Origin of the sequence: Enterobacter cloacae complex sp. IR5428 (assembly GCF_049238585.1) — a bacterium.
Lineage (GTDB): Bacteria > Pseudomonadota > Gammaproteobacteria > Enterobacterales > Enterobacteriaceae > Enterobacter > Enterobacter intestinihominis.
On the sequence record NZ_JBMKHV010000002.1, the window covers coordinates 127,953 to 143,411 of the forward strand.

Annotated in this window: 15 protein-coding genes; 3 read left to right on the forward strand and 12 right to left on the reverse strand. The window is 61.2% G+C overall.

Annotated features, from left to right (window positions below):
* Position 1 precedes the first annotated feature (1 nt).
* From hypF to ACOTXC_RS02950, 3 genes are all read right to left on the reverse strand, one after another.
* Complete coding sequence (hypF, locus tag ACOTXC_RS02940; protein WP_421767394.1) at positions 2 to 2,218, reverse strand: carbamoyltransferase HypF; 2,217 nt, start codon at positions 2,216 to 2,218, stop codon at positions 2 to 4.
* Positions 2,219 to 2,224: 6 nt separating this feature from the next.
* Positions 2,225 to 2,770 (reverse strand): electron transport protein HydN, encoded by a 546-nt coding sequence (gene hydN / locus ACOTXC_RS02945; protein ID WP_017382793.1) that lies wholly within the window; start codon positions 2,768 to 2,770, stop codon positions 2,225 to 2,227.
* A 133-nt stretch (positions 2,771 to 2,903) separates the two neighbouring features.
* Positions 2,904 to 3,917: a LacI family DNA-binding transcriptional regulator gene (locus tag ACOTXC_RS02950; RefSeq protein WP_063147460.1), complete on the reverse strand. Its 1,014-nt coding sequence runs from the start codon at positions 3,915 to 3,917 to the stop codon at positions 2,904 to 2,906.
* Positions 3,918 to 4,131: 214 nt separating this feature from the next.
* On the opposite strand from ACOTXC_RS02950, the gene ascF reads away from it, so the two are divergent.
* Both ascF and ACOTXC_RS02960 read left to right on the forward strand, forming a co-directional pair.
* The gene (ascF, locus tag ACOTXC_RS02955) at positions 4,132 to 5,583 is read left to right on the forward strand and encodes a PTS cellobiose/arbutin/salicin transporter subunit IIBC (RefSeq protein ID WP_022649157.1); all 1,452 of its coding nucleotides are present in this window, start codon (positions 4,132 to 4,134) and stop codon (positions 5,581 to 5,583) included.
* An 18-nt stretch (positions 5,584 to 5,601) separates the two neighbouring features.
* Entirely contained in the window at positions 5,602 to 7,026 is a 1,425-nt protein-coding gene (locus tag ACOTXC_RS02960; RefSeq protein ID WP_022649158.1) for a 6-phospho-beta-glucosidase, read from the forward strand.
* A 59-nt stretch (positions 7,027 to 7,085) separates the two neighbouring features.
* Here ACOTXC_RS02960 and hycI read toward each other — a convergent pair whose 3' ends face one another.
* The 9 genes from hycI to hycA all read right to left on the reverse strand — a co-directional run bounded on the left by hycI (position 7,086) and on the right by hycA (position 14,897).
* Positions 7,086 to 7,571 carry a hydrogenase maturation peptidase HycI gene (hycI, locus tag ACOTXC_RS02965; RefSeq protein ID WP_022649159.1) on the reverse strand — a complete coding sequence of 162 codons (486 nt, stop codon included), beginning with the start codon at positions 7,569 to 7,571 and terminating at the stop codon, positions 7,086 to 7,088.
* Positions 7,564 to 7,974 carry a formate hydrogenlyase maturation HycH family protein gene (locus tag ACOTXC_RS02970; protein WP_063163528.1) on the reverse strand — a complete coding sequence of 137 codons (411 nt, stop codon included), beginning with the start codon at positions 7,972 to 7,974 and terminating at the stop codon, positions 7,564 to 7,566. Before ACOTXC_RS02970 ends, hycI begins: the two co-directional genes overlap by 8 nt.
* On the reverse strand, positions 7,971 to 8,738 hold the full coding sequence (locus tag ACOTXC_RS02975) for an NADH-quinone oxidoreductase subunit B family protein (RefSeq protein WP_022649161.1): 768 nt from the start codon (positions 8,736 to 8,738) through the stop codon (positions 7,971 to 7,973). The genes ACOTXC_RS02970 and ACOTXC_RS02975 overlap by 4 nt, the downstream gene beginning before the upstream one ends.
* A complete protein-coding gene (locus ACOTXC_RS02980; RefSeq protein WP_022649162.1) occupies positions 8,738 to 9,280 on the reverse strand; it encodes a formate hydrogenlyase complex iron-sulfur subunit in 543 nt (180 codons plus the stop codon). Before ACOTXC_RS02980 ends, ACOTXC_RS02975 begins: the two co-directional genes overlap by 1 nt.
* Before the next feature lie 9 nt (positions 9,281 to 9,289).
* Positions 9,290 to 10,999 (reverse strand): formate hydrogenlyase subunit HycE, encoded by a 1,710-nt coding sequence (hycE, locus tag ACOTXC_RS02985; protein WP_022649163.1) that lies wholly within the window; start codon positions 10,997 to 10,999, stop codon positions 9,290 to 9,292.
* Positions 11,000 to 11,014: 15 nt separating this feature from the next.
* Positions 11,015 to 11,938 carry a respiratory chain complex I subunit 1 family protein gene (locus tag ACOTXC_RS02990; RefSeq protein WP_032625965.1) on the reverse strand — a complete coding sequence of 308 codons (924 nt, stop codon included), beginning with the start codon at positions 11,936 to 11,938 and terminating at the stop codon, positions 11,015 to 11,017.
* A 1-nt stretch (position 11,939) separates the two neighbouring features.
* Entirely contained in the window at positions 11,940 to 13,754 is a 1,815-nt protein-coding gene (gene hycC, locus ACOTXC_RS02995) for a formate hydrogenlyase subunit 3 (protein WP_023306821.1), read from the reverse strand.
* Positions 13,751 to 14,359: a 4Fe-4S dicluster domain-containing protein gene (locus ACOTXC_RS03000; protein ID WP_157506837.1), complete on the reverse strand. Its 609-nt coding sequence runs from the start codon at positions 14,357 to 14,359 to the stop codon at positions 13,751 to 13,753. Before ACOTXC_RS03000 ends, hycC begins: the two co-directional genes overlap by 4 nt.
* Positions 14,360 to 14,432: 73 nt before the next feature.
* Positions 14,433 to 14,897 (reverse strand): formate hydrogenlyase regulator HycA, encoded by a 465-nt coding sequence (hycA, locus tag ACOTXC_RS03005; RefSeq protein ID WP_022649167.1) that lies wholly within the window; start codon positions 14,895 to 14,897, stop codon positions 14,433 to 14,435.
* 210 nt (positions 14,898 to 15,107) lie between these two features.
* Here hycA and hypA point away from each other — a divergent pair, with 210 nt between their 5' ends.
* Entirely contained in the window at positions 15,108 to 15,458 is a 351-nt protein-coding gene (gene hypA / locus ACOTXC_RS03010) for a hydrogenase maturation nickel metallochaperone HypA (protein WP_421767395.1), read from the forward strand.
* The last annotated feature ends 1 nt before the right edge of the window (position 15,459 follow it).

Here is a 15,459-nt window from a genome sequence, read left to right on the forward strand (position 1 = left end):
TTTAAATCCTTTGTGAACATGATCGGGCGGCAGCAACCACCGCCTGCCCGAAGGAGATCGCTCCGTCGCCTGCGGGCAGGCACGAAGGAAAAAGAAGCGTGAAATCAGAAAGGTAATGACGAAAGCGCGCGCGTAGCAGACGGTTGTGAAGGACACCTCCGCTGAAGCACACCGTAGAGAGCGACCGTCGGCGGGCATGCGTTGCCGCCAGTTCGCTCAGCCCTTTTGCCAGCGCATCGTGAAAGGCCCAGGCGCGCTCTCCGGGCTCCGCCCGCCAGGCCAGCCACTGCTGCCAGAACAGCGCAAGGTTATCCGTCTTGAGCGTCACCGGATGATCAACCCCTGCACAGCGTTCGGCCAGCGCCTCCAGCCGGCATGCGGCTTCGCCCTCATAGCGTTGCGTTTCAATGCCCAGCGCACAGGCCACGGCGTCAAACAGACGACCACAGGAGGAGGCCCGCGGCGCATTGATACCGCGCGACACTGCCGTTGCCAGCAGCGGCCAGTTCTCACGCTGTACCGCCTCTGTTTCCGGGTACTGCGGCCAGTCAGGTACGAACGCCAGACAGTGGGCGAGCAAATTGCGCCACGGCTGTTTTGCCGCCAGATCGCCCCCCGGCAGCGCAACGGCTGGCAGACCGCCCAGCCATTCGCAGTCGCGATAGTTCACCCGCAGGCACTCGCCGCCCCACAGCGCGCCGTTCTCACCCATGCCGATCCCATCCAGCGTCAGGGCAATAACATCCCCGCCGTCGAGCGGCCAGCCATTCTCCGCCAGACACGCTGCTGCATGCGCATGATGATGCAGCACGGTCTCTACGGGCAGCGCCTGCGCCCGGGCCCACTGTCGGGCGTGATATCCCGGATGGGCATCGCACACCACGCGCTCTGGCTGGAAGGCGTAGATGTCCTGCATCGTCGAGAGCGCACTGCGCCACTGCGCCTCTACGCCCTCGTCGCTCAGATCGCCAAAATGCTGGCTCGGCACCGCCTGGTTGCCACGTACCAGGCAGAAGGTATTTTTCATCTCCGCGCCGGTGCATAACATGGGCGAGATGTCGCGGAATCCGGCGGGCAATGTGATGGCATCCGGCACAAAACCGCGTGCGCGACGCAGCATCGTGCCCTCCCGGTCCATTACTGAATCATCCATCCGTTGCAGGATGTCGCGGTCGTGCAGCAGGAAGCCGTCAGCGACGTCACTGAGTTCTTCCAGCGCCTGCTGGTTGCTTATGGCGGGTGGATGGCCGCTGAGGTTGCCGGAGGTCATCACCAGCGGGCGCTGGCAGTCCAACATCAGCAAATGCTGGAGCGGGTTCGCAGGCAACATCACGCCAATTGTATTCAGCCCCGGCGAAATCTCCTCAGGAAACGCAGGAAGGCAGGCTTTTGGCGTCAGCACAATCGGCGCAGCGGGTGAACGTAACAGCGTCTGGATGGCCTCCGGCAGATCGTTCGCATGCGGGATCATCACTGCCAGCGGCCTGGTCGGGCGCTGCTTGCGTGCCCGCAATTTCCGAATCGCCTGTGGGTTAAGCGCGTCGCAGACCAGGTGAAATCCGCCCAGCCCTTTGACCGCCACAATCCCGCCGTTTTTCAATCTCTCCACCGCCGCGCTTAACGCCGATTCGCGGGTGGTGGCAGCATCCCCGGCTTGCCACTCCAGCTGCGGCCCGCAGTCCGGGCAGGCCACCGGCTGGGCGTGAAAACGCCGGTCAGCCGGGTTGCGGTACTCCGTTTCACAGGGCACACAGAGCGGGAAAGGCGCCATTGACGTGGCCGGGCGGTCATAGGGCATGGCGCGGATAATGGTAAACCGCGGCCCGCAGTGGGTGCAGTTGATAAACGGGTAGCGATAACGGCGCTCGCGCGGATCGCGCATCTCCGCCAGGCACGCGGGACAGGTGGCGGCATCCGGGACGATTTGCGTGTCCATCGCCCCGCTCTCGCTGTGGCGGATGACAAACTCGTCCGGCAGCGTATTCCAGCTGTACGGCTGCGTTTCAACGCGATCGATGCGCGCCAGCGGTGGGCAGTCCTGGCGCAGTCTCGCGGTAAAGTCACCCCCATTACCCGCGAGACGCACCAGGACACCCTCTCCGTCGTTGCACACGTCGCCCGCCAGCCCCAGCTGGTGTGCAAGCTGCCAGACGAAGGGACGAAATCCTACCCCCTGCACCTTGCCGCGCACCCGAAGCTGTACGCCGTTAACGCGCATTGCAGCTTAAAACAGCAGCGATGACGAGGTGTCGAACGCCGCACGGCGGCGTTTTTCGGCACTCATCTGTTCGAGCTTGTCTCGATCGACGCAGACCAGCGCATGCGTCGGACAGGCTTCCATACACGCCGGACCGGCGTCGCGGTGGTAGCAGAGGTCACATTTATTGGCTTCGGCTTTCTCCGCGCGCACGCTGAGCCCGATACCGCTGTTGCGCACCACCGGGCGAACGACCACCTCCATCGCGCCATACGGACACGCCACCACACAGGTTTTGCACCCGATGCAGCGCTCCTGCATCACATGCACGAAGCCTTTCTCGCGCTTAATCGCCCCGTTCGGACAGACGTTGGCGCACGGCGCGTCTTCGCACTGGCGACAGATAGCGGCGGTGGAAATGTTCACGCCTTTAATGACGTGGATGCGCGGCAGGAAGGTGTCGGGGGTCAGGGAGGCGCAATCCTGCTCCGCCTGATGGGACACCACGCACGCCACTTCACAGGTACGGCAACCAATGCATTTGCTGGCATCGGCCATAATAAAACGGTTCATCTGCTTCTCCGGCATAACTGTTATGCGCGAAGCTATTCATAAACCGTGCCAATATTTAATACATTGATTTTAAAGAGAAATAAAAAAGAAGAGGATCTGTCATCGTCATTTGTGACGATGACAGATGTCGACGTCAGCGATGCGGGCCGTCAATGACGGAGCCGCGCAGGATAAGCTCGCCGGAAAAAGTTTGCTGAGGCTTAAACTCACCGCCGTCGAGCATGAAGATCAGGCGGCTGATGGTCTCCTGGATCATCTCCGTTACCGGAATACGCACGCTGGAGAGGGACGGCACGATATAGGGCGCGATTGCCACGTCGTCAAAGCCGATGACGGACACCGCGCCCGGCGTGGCGACGCCGCTCTCGTGCAACTGCCTGATGGCGCCAATCGCCATATCGTCGTTACTCGCCACCAGGGCGGTAAACGTTTCGCCGCGGGTGAGCAGCTGAGAGACCGCCGCCGCGCCGCTGGCCGGGCTCCACTTCCCTTCGGCGATCAGCGCGTCACGCAGGGCAATGCCGTGCTGCGCCAGCGCGTCCTTGTATCCGGAAAGACGCTCCACGCCGGTGGGGGAATCCAGCGAACCGGTGATAAACGCAATCTCCCGGTGGCCTTTCTCAATCAGCTGCGATACTGCGTCCTGACACGACGCTTTATGATCGGACCAGACGCTGTGGCTGCTGTTTTTCCGCAAACGGCGGTTGAGCACCATAATCGGCTGCTCGCATTTCTCAATAATTTCGTCCAGCGCTTCCACGCTCAGAAAACGCGGGTAGATGATCACCGCGTCGCAGCGCATGTCGAGCAGGTACTGGATCGCCTCGCGCTCCTCTTCGGCGCTGTGCTTGCCGTCCGCCAGGATCAGCTGACGCCCCTTCTCTTCCGTCATCCGCGCGGCGTTAAACAGCAGCTCGCTAAAGTAGACCCCATGGTACAGGGTGTTTGTCACCACCAGCCCCAGGGTCTGGGTGCGTTTGGTCGCCAGGTTTCGCGCCAGCAGATTGGGGCGATACCCGCTCTCTTCGATGGCCTGAAACACGCGGTCTTTCGTCTCCTGGCTGACGTAACCGTTCCCCGACAGCACCCGGGAGACCGTCGCTTTCGACACGCCTGCCCGCTTCGCCACTTCCAGCATCGTGGTCATAGTGTTATTCCATTCAAATCTGATGAGCCGCAGTGTACTTCACCGCAGAAAAATTGTCGCAGCGGCGTTATCACGCTTTTTACGGCCACGAGTGATCGTCATCACGAAACGAAAAAATGCATAAAAAGTGGTCTTGTTTCATTAAAAGAAACTCATGATGATTATGTGAAACCGGTTTCCTACACTTCTCACAACGATAACAGGATCACATCCGATGGCAAAAAATTACGCTGCGCTGGCAAATGACGTGGTTAGCGCGCTGGGCGGTAAAGAGAACATCGTCGCCGTCACCCACTGCATGACGCGCCTGCGCTTCGTTCTGAAAGACGAAAGCCTTACCGACGCCGCGCGTCTGAAAAGCATCAGCGGCGTGCTCGGCGTGGTGCGCAACGACAATCAGTGCCAGGTGATCATCGGCAACACCGTGTCCCAGGCATACCGTGAAGTGGTGAGCCTGCTGCCCGCCAACCTGCAACCTGCCGTAGCGGAAGGTCCACAGAAGCTTACGCTGCGCCGGATTGGCGCCGGGATCCTCGACGCGTTGATCGGCACCATGTCTCCGCTGATCCCGGCGATCATCGGCGGGTCGATGGTCAAGCTGCTGGCGATGATCCTTGAGATGACCGGCGTGCTGGGCAAAGGTGACCCGACGCTGACGATCCTGACCGTTATCGGCGATGGCGCGTTCTTCTTCCTGCCGCTGATGGTGGCGGCTTCCGCAGCGGTGAAGTTCAAAACCAACATGTCCCTGGCGATAGCCATTGCGGGCGTACTGGTTCACCCGAGCTTTATCGAGCTGATGGCGAAAGCGGCGCAGGGCGAGCATGTAGAATTTGCCTTAATTCCGGTGACGGCGGTGAAATACACCTATACCGTTATCCCGGCCCTGGTGATGACCTGGTGCCTGTCGTATATCGAACGCTGGGTGGATCGCATCACCCCGGCGGTGACCAAAAACTTCCTCAAGCCGATGCTGATCGTGCTGATTGCCGCCCCGCTCGCCATCGTGCTGATTGGCCCGCTCGGGATCTGGATCGGTAGCGCCATCTCCGCGCTGGTCTACACCATTCACGGCTATCTGGGCTGGCTCTCCGTTGCCATTATGGGCGCGCTGTGGCCGCTGCTGGTGATGACCGGGATGCACCGCGTGTTTACGCCGACCATCATCCAGACCATTGCCGAAACGGGCAAAGAAGGGATGGTGATGCCGTCGGAAATTGGCGCCAACCTGTCACTCGGCGGTTCATCGCTGGCGGTGGCGTGGAAAACCAAAAACCCGGAGCTGCGCCAGACGGCGCTGGCGGCTGCGGCCTCCGCCATCATGGCGGGGATCTCTGAACCGGCGCTGTACGGCGTGGCGGTACGCCTGAAACGTCCGCTGATTGCGAGCCTGATCAGCGGCTTTATCTGCGGCGCGGTGGCCGGCATGGCCGGTCTTGCCAGCCACTCCATGGCAGCGCCGGGGCTGTTCACCAGCGTGCAGTTCTTCGACCCGGCCAACCCGATGACCATCGTCTGGGTGTTTGGCGTGATGGGTCTGGCGGTGGTGCTGTCGTTCGTGCTGACCCTGCTGTTAGGGTTTGAAGATATCCCGGTAGAAGACGAAGCCGAAAAAGCACGCGCCCTGCAAACCGCACCGGTACAGAACAAAGCAGCAGAAGCATAAACTGAAAGCGAGGTAAGAATGTCTGTTTTTCCACAAGGATTTTTATGGGGCGGCGCGCTTGCCGCCAACCAGAGTGAAGGGGCTTACCGTGAAGGCGGCAAAGGACTGACGACGGTCGATATGATCCCCCACGGCGCAAACCGTCTGGCGGTAAAAGTCGGCAAGGAAAAACGGTTTTCGTTGCGTGACGACGAATTTTACCCGAGCCACGAGGCGATTGATTTTTACCATCGTTACAAAGAAGACATTGCCCTGATGGCGGAGATGGGCTTTACGGTGTTCCGCACCTCGATTGCCTGGAGCCGCCTCTACCCGAACGGCGACGAACCGTTGCCGAATCAGGAGGGCATTGCCTTCTACCGCGCGGTGTTCGAGGAGTGCAAAAAGTACAACATCGAGCCGCTGGTGACGCTCTGCCATTTCGACGTGCCGATGCACCTGGTGACGGAGTACGGCTCCTGGCGCAACCGTAAGATGGTGGATTTCTTCGCCCGCTACGCCCGCACCTGCTTCGAGGCGTTTAACGGGCTGGTGAAATACTGGCTGACCTTCAACGAAATCAACATCATGCTGCACAGCCCGTTCTCCGGCGCGGGGCTGGTGTTTGAGGAAGGGGAAAACGAAGACCAGGTGAAATACCAGGCCGCGCACCACGAGCTGGTGGCGAGCGCGCTGGCGACCAAAATCGCCCACGAGGTGAACCCGGAAAACCAGGTCGGCTGCATGCTGGCGGGCGGTAACTTCTACCCCTACTCCTGCAAGCCGGAAGACGTGTGGATGGCACTGGAGAAAGATCGCGAGAACCTGTTCTTTATCGACGTGCAGGCGCGCGGCAGCTATCCGGCCTACTCCGCCCGCGTGTTCCGCGAAAAAGGCGTGGTGATTGTGAAAGACCCCGGCGACGACGACCTGCTGAAAAACACCGTCGACTTTGTCTCGTTCAGTTATTACGCCTCGCGCTGCGCGTCGGCGGATATGAACGCGGGCAACACCAGCGCGGCGAACATCGTGAAGTCCCTGCGCAACCCGCATATTCAGGTGAGCGAGTGGGGCTGGGGCATCGACCCGCTCGGGCTGCGCATCACCATGAACATGATGTATGACCGCTACCAGAAGCCGCTGTTCCTGGTGGAAAACGGCCTCGGGGCGAAGGACGTCATTGATGAAAACGGCGAGATCAACGACGACTACCGCATCAGCTACCTGCGCGAGCATATCCGTGCGATGGGTGACGCGATTGAGGACGGCGTGCCGCTGCTGGGCTACACCACCTGGGGCTGCATTGACCTGGTCTCGGCCTCAACCGGGGAGATGAGCAAGCGCTACGGGTTTGTCTACGTCGACCGCGACGACGCCGGGAACGGCACGCTGGACCGCAAGCGCAAGAAATCGTTCTGGTGGTATAAGAAGGTGATTGCGAGTAACGGGGCGGATCTGGCGTAGCCTGTTTTGCCGGGTGGCGGCGTTGCCTTACCCGGCGTACAAACTGCTCGATGCGGTTTTCACCCTCTCCCCTCTGGGGAGAGGGCCGGGGTGAGGGGCTGAAATCCCCCGTCCCCAACCCACCCTGCAAGCCGTGAATACACCACGTCCACCGCCTCTTTCACCGGCGGCGTCATCGGATAATAAAACCCGACGATGTCCGGCTGAATGCCCAGAAACAGCACCTCACCCACGTCGTCTTTAATCTGATCCACCAGGTAGTTCAGCGGCATGTTGTGGGTGGTCATCATAAACATCTCGGCGATGTCGTCCGGGTCAATCAGGCGGATCTCGCCGGGGTTGAGCCCCATATCGGTGGCATCGACGATTAACAACCTGTCCGGGCGCAGCTCGCGAATGGCCACCACGTCGTTTTCCGGCGCGCTGCCGCCGTCAATCACCACCCAGTTGCCCGGCGGGTTCGCGGCGCACATCTCCGCCAGCAGCGGGCCCGCGCCGTCGTCGCCCATCATGCTGTTGCCGACACACAGTAAAACGTCAGTCACGTAATCTCCTCACCATCAGGTAGATGGCGCTCTCCTGATGAATATCGTGCAGCATGCCGAGCAGCGTTTTGCTCCACGCCTGCTGCGCCGGGGTTTGTACGCTCAGCGCCGCGTCAAAGGCGTTGGCGAGCATCGCAATGTGGTTGGCGTCGATAACGATCTCACCGTACTTCGGCACGCCCTCCATTTTGCGCCGCGCCGTGCTGCCCTCCTCCAGCGTGGCGATCCACGCCAGGTACTCGGGCCACGGGCAGCTTAGCGCCGTTTCAAGGCAGTCGATCACCCCGAGGTGGTGCCCAATCGCCAGGCTGTAATAGACCACCTGCTGCGCCGCATCCGGCGTGGCATCGTTCTCATCAATAAACTTACGGCTCAGCTGGCTGAACACCACCGTTTCACTCATCGGATACGCGCCTCATCCACAATACTGTTCAGGTTTGCCACGATCTCATTGAGACGCGGATCGTTTTCCGCCTCCAGCCAGCGCGCCACCTGATGGTCGCCCTGGCTCAGCAGACGCAGATAATCGTCTGCAATCTGACGGCCATAGCGGTAACCCGCCAGCCTGCGCGCCGTGCGGTCGATCTTCACCCGCAGCGGCTGCACCATATCCGGGTGCAGGAGAGTGGCTGGCTGGTTGTCCAGCTCGCCCGGCTCGCGGGCGTGGATCTTCTGCTCCAGCAGGCCGAGCGCCATGGCAAAACCGTACAGCGTGGCGGCGGGCGTCGGCGGGCAGCCCGGAATGTAGACGTCCACCGGCACGATTTTGTCGGTGCCGCCCCAGACGCAGTAAAGATCGTGGAAGATGCCGCCGCTGTTGCCGCAGGCGCCGTAGGAGATGCAGATTTTCGGATCCGGCGCAGACTGCCAGGCGCGCAGCGCAGGCGAGCGCATCGCGCGGGTGACCGCGCCGGTGAACAGCAGGATATCCGCGTGGCGCGGGGACGGCACCACTTTGATGCCGAAGCGTTCGGCGTCAAACAGCGGTGACAGGGTGGCGAAGATTTCGATCTCACAGCCGTTGCAGCCGCCGCAGTCCACGCGATAGACGTAGGCCGAGCGTTTGATTTTTTTCAGCAACGACGCCTTCATGCTGGCGATGGACTCCTCCACCGTCAGCGGCACCGGAATGCCGTTAGCGTCGCGCGGGCCGAGTAAGTTTTCCATCAGCTGGCCTCTCTCATATGACGGGTTAAATCGATGCGGTCAGACGGCAGCAGGCATTTCTGACGTTTGCACTCCGGGCAGGTTTCGAAGCTTTCACGGTGATGCTCCGCACGCACGTCGCCGTTGTGCTTCAGCAGCGCGATGGCGTAGTCGATCTCTTTTTGCACGGCGAACGGACGCTTGCAGACGCGGCAGTTGCACAGCGCAAAGCGCGACTGCTGGAGGAAATCCTCTTTTTTCCACACCGCCAGCTCGTACTCCTGAGACAGGCGAATGGCTACCGTCGGGCAGACCTCCTCGCAGCGGCCGCAGAAGATGCAGCGCCCGAGGTTAAACTGCCAGGCCAGCTCGCCGGTTTTCAGGTCCGTTTCCACCGTTAAGGCATTCGACGGGCAGGCGTTGACGCAGGCCGCGCAGCCGATGCACTGCTGCGGGTTGTGCTCCGGCTTGCCGCGAAAGTTTTTATCCACCGGCATCGGCTCCAGCGGATAACTGCTGGTCTGCGCGCCGGTTTTGATCACTTTTTTGATAAAGGTAAACATGACGAGTCCTTATTTCAGCGGCGAGTTCTTACGCTCGATGCTGTAGCGCTCAAGCTCTTTGTAGGGCACCACCTGGCTTTTCTTCTTGCGCACGTCCACGACGGTCATGCGGTCGGTGCAGGAGTAGCACGGGTCGAGGCTGCCGATGATCAGCGGCGCGTCAGAGACGGTGTTACCGCGCAGCATGTAGCGCAGGGTTGGCCAGTTGGCGTAGGTCGCCGCACGGCAGCGCCAGCGGTAGAGCTTCTGGTTGTCGCCGGTCATGCTCCAGTGAATGTCATCCCCGCGCGGCGCTTCGGCGAATCCGAGGGCAAAGCGGTTTGGAATGTAGGTGAAGCCTTCCACCATCAGCGGGCCGCCCGGCAGGTTATCGAGGCCGTAGTCGATCATGTTCAGCGCAGTAAACACCTCGTTGATGCGCACCTTCAGGCGGGAGATGACGTCGCAGCCCTGCTCGCTGTGCACGGTCATCGGCAGCAGGCCGTAGCCGACGAACGGGTGATCGGCGCGGGTGTCGCGGGCGTGGCCGCTGGCGCGCACCATCGGGCCGACGTTGCTGAAGTCGCGGGCGATTTCCGGGTCAAGACGACCAATCCCGACGGTGCGCTGCTCGATGTTTGGCGTGCTGAGCAGCATGTCCACCAGCTCCTGCACGTCGCGGCGCATCTGCTGCGCCAGCTGGCGGGTCTGGATCATGTCGTCTTTCAGCAGGTCGCGGCGGATCCCGCCGATCAGGTTCAGGCCGTAGGTTTTACGCGCCCCGGTGAGGATCTCCGCCATCTTCATTGATGCCTCACGCACGCGGAAGAACTGCATAAACCCGGAGTCAAAGCCGACGAAGTGGCAGGCCAGGCCGAGGTTCAGCAGGTGTGAGTGCAGGCGTTCCACCTCCAGCAGAATGGCGCGGATCATCTGCGCGCGTTCCGGCACCACGATCCCCATGCCGTTCTCCACCGAGGTGGTGTAGGCGGTGCTGTGGGCAAAGCCGCAGATGCCGCACACGCGGTCAGAAAGAAACGTGACTTCGTTGTAGCCCATGCGGGTCTCCGCCAGCTTCTCCATGCCGCGGTGGACGTAGAACAGGCGGTAGTCGGCGTCGATAATGTTTTCGCCGTCGACGAACAGGCGGAAGTGGCCCGGTTCGTCAGAGGTGACGTGCAGCGGGCCGATCGGCACCACATTATTCTTCTTGCTGCCCAGCTCGTTGATGAACTCGTAGGTTTCGCTGTCGGTTGTCGGGGCCGGACGCTGGCGGTAGTCCATGCTGTCCTTGCGCAGCGGATAGAGTTCATCCGGCCAGTCGTCCGGCAGCACCAGGCGACGCTCGTCAGGCAGACCAACCGGCACCAGGCCGTACATGTCGCGCACTTCGCGCTCGCCCCAGACGGCCGCGGGTACGCGCGGCGTGACGGACGGGTACTCCGGCTTGTTCGGGTCAACTTCGACGCGCACGGTGAGCCAGCACTTCTCGCCCTGCTCCATCGACATCACGTAGTACACCGCATAGTTGCCGCACAGCTGACGCTCGTCGTTGCCGAACAGCACCGACAGCCAGCCGCCCTGCTGGTAGTAAAGAAACTCCACCACTTCCGGCAGGTAGTTCACCTTAATGGTGACGGTTACCTGGTCTTTGGTTTGCCATGACTCCTCCAGCACCACGCCCGGGAAAGCCTGATGCAACGCGGCGAGATACTGCTGACCTTTCTTTTCTTCAGACATAAACACTCTCTTTAATCACGCCACCAGCAAGGAGACGAACGCTAAAAATGCAAAACCAAAACCAGCCCAGGTAATGCGTGACGTTTCGACAAAACGCAGGCGCGCCATGCTGTTTTCAAACAGGGCAATCACCAGCACGCCGATAAGCAGCTTGAGCGCAGCCACCACAACGGCCAGCAGCAGGCCGCCCGCAGAGAAGTGCGTCATCTGCCCCCACGGGAAGAAAACGCCGACGAACATCTGCAACACCACCAGCTGCTTGAGGCTGATGCCCCACTTCAGCACCGCAAAGCCGTAGCCGCTGTACTCGGTGAGTGGCCCCTCCTGCAATTCCTGCTCCGCTTCCGCGAGATCGAACGGCAGCTTGCCCATCTCGATAAAGGTGGCGAACGCGCAGGCGCAGAGCGCCAGCACCAGCGGGAGCGAACGTGAAACCGGCCAGTGGTAAACGGTGTCGGTGATGAAACTGATGTGGGTCGAGCCAGCAACCTGCGCGGCGACCCACAGCCCCAGCAGCAGAATTGGCTCAACCAGCACGCCGAGCATCGCCTCACGACTGGCGCCGATACCCGTAAACGGGCTGCCGGTGTCCAGGCCCGCAATCGCAAAGAAGAAACGCGCGATGGCGAAGAGGTAGATCAGCGTAATCAGATCGCCAAGCACGGGCAGCGGCGAGCCCACCGTCACTACCGGCAGCGCGGTGGCGATGGTCAGCATCACGCCGACCATCACGAACGGCGTCAGGCGGAACACCCAACCTGCGGCATCCGGCGCGACGCTCTGACGGGAGAGCAGCTTGAAAAGATCGCGGTACTCCTGGAGCACGCCAGGCCCGCGACGGTTGTGCAGCCGGGCGCGCGCCACGCGCGTGATGCCCGACAGCAGCGGCGCGGCGGCGAACAGCACCAGCGCCTGAAGTATTGCCAGTAACAAACTCATGTCAGGCTCCTCGTGAAATGACAATCACCACCAGCACCGCCAGCTCGATCAGCGCCAGGCGGCGGAACAGCACGGGCACGGCGGCACTCTGCCAGCCCGGCACCCAGCCCACCGGGTTCAGCCAGTGGCGCAGCTTCAGCACGGCGGCGAAGTTCTCCTTCACCGGCATGGCGAAACCGTGGGCGGTGATGACCATCGACTGCTCGTGTTCGTAGCCGCAGGCCCACGCCGCGCCGCGCGAGCGAGAGGCGAGACGGTCGCGTCTGAAGAACAGCATCAGCACGAACGGCAGGAGCGGCGCGGCAATCAGCAGCAGCGCCATCATCGGCTGGGACACGACGGTATGCGCCGTAGCCAGCGGCAGCGGAATGGCATGGCCCAGAAGCGGCAGCAGCCACGGCGCGGCAACCCCACCTGCGATACAGCACAGCGCCAGCGCGACCACGCTGGTGGCCATCAGCACCGGGGCGCAACAGGCGTTTTCCGCTTCGCGGGTGCGCGGCGCGCCCAGGAAGGTGACGCCGTAAACCTTCGCCATACACATCACCGCCAGCGCCCCGGTAATCGCCAGCCCAACCGCCAGCAGCGGGCCGAGCAGCCGCGCGATAAACGCGTCGCTCTGGCCGAGCGCGAAGAAGGATTGATAGATTACCCACTCCCCGGCAAAGCCGTTCAGCGGCGGAAGCGCGGCCATCGCCATCAGCCCGACCAGCATCGCCAGCGAAATGACGGGCATTTTTTTGCCAATCCCGCCGAGCTTTTCAATATCGCGGTGCCCGGTGCGAAACCAGACGCTGCCCGCCCCGAGGAACAGGGTGCTTTTAAACAGGCTGTGGTTGATAAGGTGATACAGACCGCCAATAAACCCGGCGGCAATCAGCGCCGGCTGGTTGAGCGCCAGCCCGCTGACGCCCGCGCCCATGCCGAGCAGGATGATGCCGATATTCTCCAGGGTGTGGTACGCCAGCAGGCGCTGGATGTTATGCTCCATCAGGGCGTACAGCCCGCCGACAAATGCGGTGATCATCCCCGCAATCAGCAGCGCCACGCCCCACCACAGCGGCGGCTGGCCGCCCGTCAGGGTTATCGTCAGGATGCCGAACAGACCGACCTTCATCACCACGGTGGAGAACAGCGCGGCAGCCGGGGCCGAGGCATTGGCATGCGCCTGCGGCACCCAGCCGTGCAGCGGGATAATCCCGGCCAGCAGGCCAAAACCGACTACGCCCAACAGCCAGACGTCATTCCCCAGCGGCTGGCCGTTAAGCACGGCAAAGTCCAGCGTGCCGAAACGCTGCCACACCAGCCAGCAGGCCAGCGCCAGCAGCAGCGTGCCGAGTCGTCCGAGCGCAAACCACAGCTTGCCGGAGGCGCTGCATCCGGTCAGGAACACGCCACACAGGGCCATGATTTCAGCCATCACCACCAGCGCGCCGAGGTTGCTGGCGACAACAGTGCAGACCGCGGCGGCCATCAACAGGTTAACCAGCAGGCCGTTGGCGTTGGTGTGCTGATGGCGGTGCCAGTCGATATTAAACAGGCTGATAAACAGCCCACACAGACCAAAGGTGACCAGCCAGATGGCATTTAGCGGCGTAAGCTCAACGGCGTGGTGAATCAGCGGGATGAGGGTGTCGACGGATTGGCCGTCGATCAGGACAACGCCGCCCGCCGCCAGCGTCATCAGGCTGCCGACCGCTCCGCCGATACCGGCGATCCAGCCGCTCAGCGTTTTATGGAAGGAGAGGAGCAGCGCCAGGACAGCGGCGGTGGCAAACCAGGCCACGCCGCTGGTCATCATAACTATCGCGTTCATTTCGCCCCCTCGTTAAGCGCCCGCAGCAGCGAAAGATCGCCGACGTCAGTATTGATGGTCAGCTCGCGCTTGCGTTTGCTGGTGCGGGCGATGTCGCGAATATTTACCAGAATTAACGCTTTGGTCGGACAGGTGCGCACGCAGGCCGGACCTTGTTCATCGAAGCTGCACAGGTCGCACTTCACCGCGATGGCGCGAATGCCCGGCACCCAGTCCAGCAGCGTGCTCACGCGTGCCGGTGCCGGTGGCGCAGGCGGCGCTTTCGGGGTGTTGGCATTCGCCGGAATATGCAGCGGACGGCTGCCGGAAAACTCAATGGCACCGAACGGACAGGCGATGCCGCACAGCTTGCAGCTCACGCACAGGCTTTCGTTCAGCTGTACCGCGCCGTCAACGCGGGTGATGGCATTGACGGGACAGACGCCTGCGCATGGCGCGTCTTCACAGTGGTGACAGAGCTGCGGGGCAGACTCTTTCTCATTACGCATGACGCGCAGGCGCGGCATGGACTGTAGCCCGTGCAGGCGGTGCGTTTCCGAGCACGCCGCCTCACAGGTTCGACAGCCAATACAGACCGTCGAGTCAGCAATTACAAAACGGTTCACCGGGTCATCCTCTGGTGATGGTCATTTTTGACGAAAAAAAACTGTCTTATCGACACTTCTCGACACTCGCTCTTCAGGCCACGTTCGCGGAGGATTTTCCGTCGATCAGCTGTTTCAGGTTGATCGGCTGATCGTGCTCAACGGCAGCGTAGAGGCCGTTATAAACCGGCGCGATTTTCTCCAGATAGTGCTCCAGCACCTGCTGGCGATCGCGGGTGCTGACGTGACCGTCCACCATGCCGTCGGCCATCAGTTGGGCTTTCGCAATACACTGTTTTTCACCCTCTTTTGTCTCAACGTAATACTCAATGGTGTGGCTGTTGAAGCTCTCCGCCAGGGTGACAAAAATCGTGAAGTGACCAAACAACACAAAGCGCATATCCCCCTGCGCCGCGCAGCTCATGGCATGGTGCAGACGGGCTTTTGACAGGGTGATCCCCTGAATCAGAGAGTTGCAGTAGAGGTGCCACTGATCCTGAAGCTGCTGATGACGTTGCGCGATGTAATCCGCTTTTTCGCTAATTTCCCAAATAGTCATAAAAGGTATCCGGTTAATGGAGTTAGCGGCTGTTAAGCAGATTTCGTGCCAGTTTTTAATTTATTGATTTAAATGGATTTTAAAGAGATGCACACTGTCACCGCTGCGGTGTCGACGTGTCATTTCGACAGCGTTGACATCGTCACGCCGTAACGCAAATCAAGCTGGCACTGTTATTGCATTAAAGGGGCAATTCATTAAGGAGGCGTCATGCACGAAATCACCCTCTGCCAGCGGGCACTGGAACTTATCGAACAGCAGGCTGTGCAGAACCATGCGAAGCGCGTGACCGGCGTCTGGCTGAAGGTCGGGGCGTTTTCCTGCGTCGAGAACAGCGCCCTCACCTTCTGTTTTGAGCTGGTGTGCCGCGGCACGCTGGCGGAGGGTTGCGCACTGCATATCGAGGAGCAGCAGGCGGAGTGCTGGTGCGAGCAGTGTCAGCAGTACGTCACGCTGCTGTCATCGAAGGTACAGCGCTGTCCGCAGTGCCAGAGCAGCGGGCTGCGCATCGTGGCGGATGACGGTATGCAGATCCAACGCCTCGAAATCGAGAAGGAGTAAT

What these genes read in the sequence shown, in the direction of transcription:
- ACOTXC_RS02970 (WP_063163528.1), bottom strand. Translation starts at nt 7,974, where the DNA reads ATGAGTGAAACGGTGGTGTTCAGCCAGCTGAGCCGTAAGTTTATTGAT.
- ACOTXC_RS02960 (WP_022649158.1), top strand. Translation starts at nt 5,602, where the DNA reads ATGTCTGTTTTTCCACAAGGATTTTTATGGGGCGGCGCGCTTGCCGCC.
- ACOTXC_RS02990 (WP_032625965.1), bottom strand. Translation starts at nt 11,938, where the DNA reads ATGAGTTTGTTACTGGCAATACTTCAGGCGCTGGTGCTGTTCGCCGCC.
- hycA (WP_022649167.1), bottom strand. Translation starts at nt 14,897, where the DNA reads ATGACTATTTGGGAAATTAGCGAAAAAGCGGATTACATCGCGCAACGT.
- ACOTXC_RS02980 (WP_022649162.1), bottom strand. Translation starts at nt 9,280, where the DNA reads ATGTTTACCTTTATCAAAAAAGTGATCAAAACCGGCGCGCAGACCAGC.
- ACOTXC_RS02975 (WP_022649161.1), bottom strand. Translation starts at nt 8,738, where the DNA reads ATGGAAAACTTACTCGGCCCGCGCGACGCTAACGGCATTCCGGTGCCG.
- ACOTXC_RS02950 (WP_063147460.1), bottom strand. Translation starts at nt 3,917, where the DNA reads ATGACCACGATGCTGGAAGTGGCGAAGCGGGCAGGCGTGTCGAAAGCG.
- hypF (WP_421767394.1), bottom strand. Translation starts at nt 2,218, where the DNA reads ATGCGCGTTAACGGCGTACAGCTTCGGGTGCGCGGCAAGGTGCAGGGG.
- hydN (WP_017382793.1), bottom strand. Translation starts at nt 2,770, where the DNA reads ATGAACCGTTTTATTATGGCCGATGCCAGCAAATGCATTGGTTGCCGT.
- hycE (WP_022649163.1), bottom strand. Translation starts at nt 10,999, where the DNA reads ATGTCTGAAGAAAAGAAAGGTCAGCAGTATCTCGCCGCGTTGCATCAG.
- hycC (WP_023306821.1), bottom strand. Translation starts at nt 13,754, where the DNA reads ATGAACGCGATAGTTATGATGACCAGCGGCGTGGCCTGGTTTGCCACC.
- hypA (WP_421767395.1), top strand. Translation starts at nt 15,108, where the DNA reads ATGCACGAAATCACCCTCTGCCAGCGGGCACTGGAACTTATCGAACAG.
- ascF (WP_022649157.1), top strand. Translation starts at nt 4,132, where the DNA reads ATGGCAAAAAATTACGCTGCGCTGGCAAATGACGTGGTTAGCGCGCTG.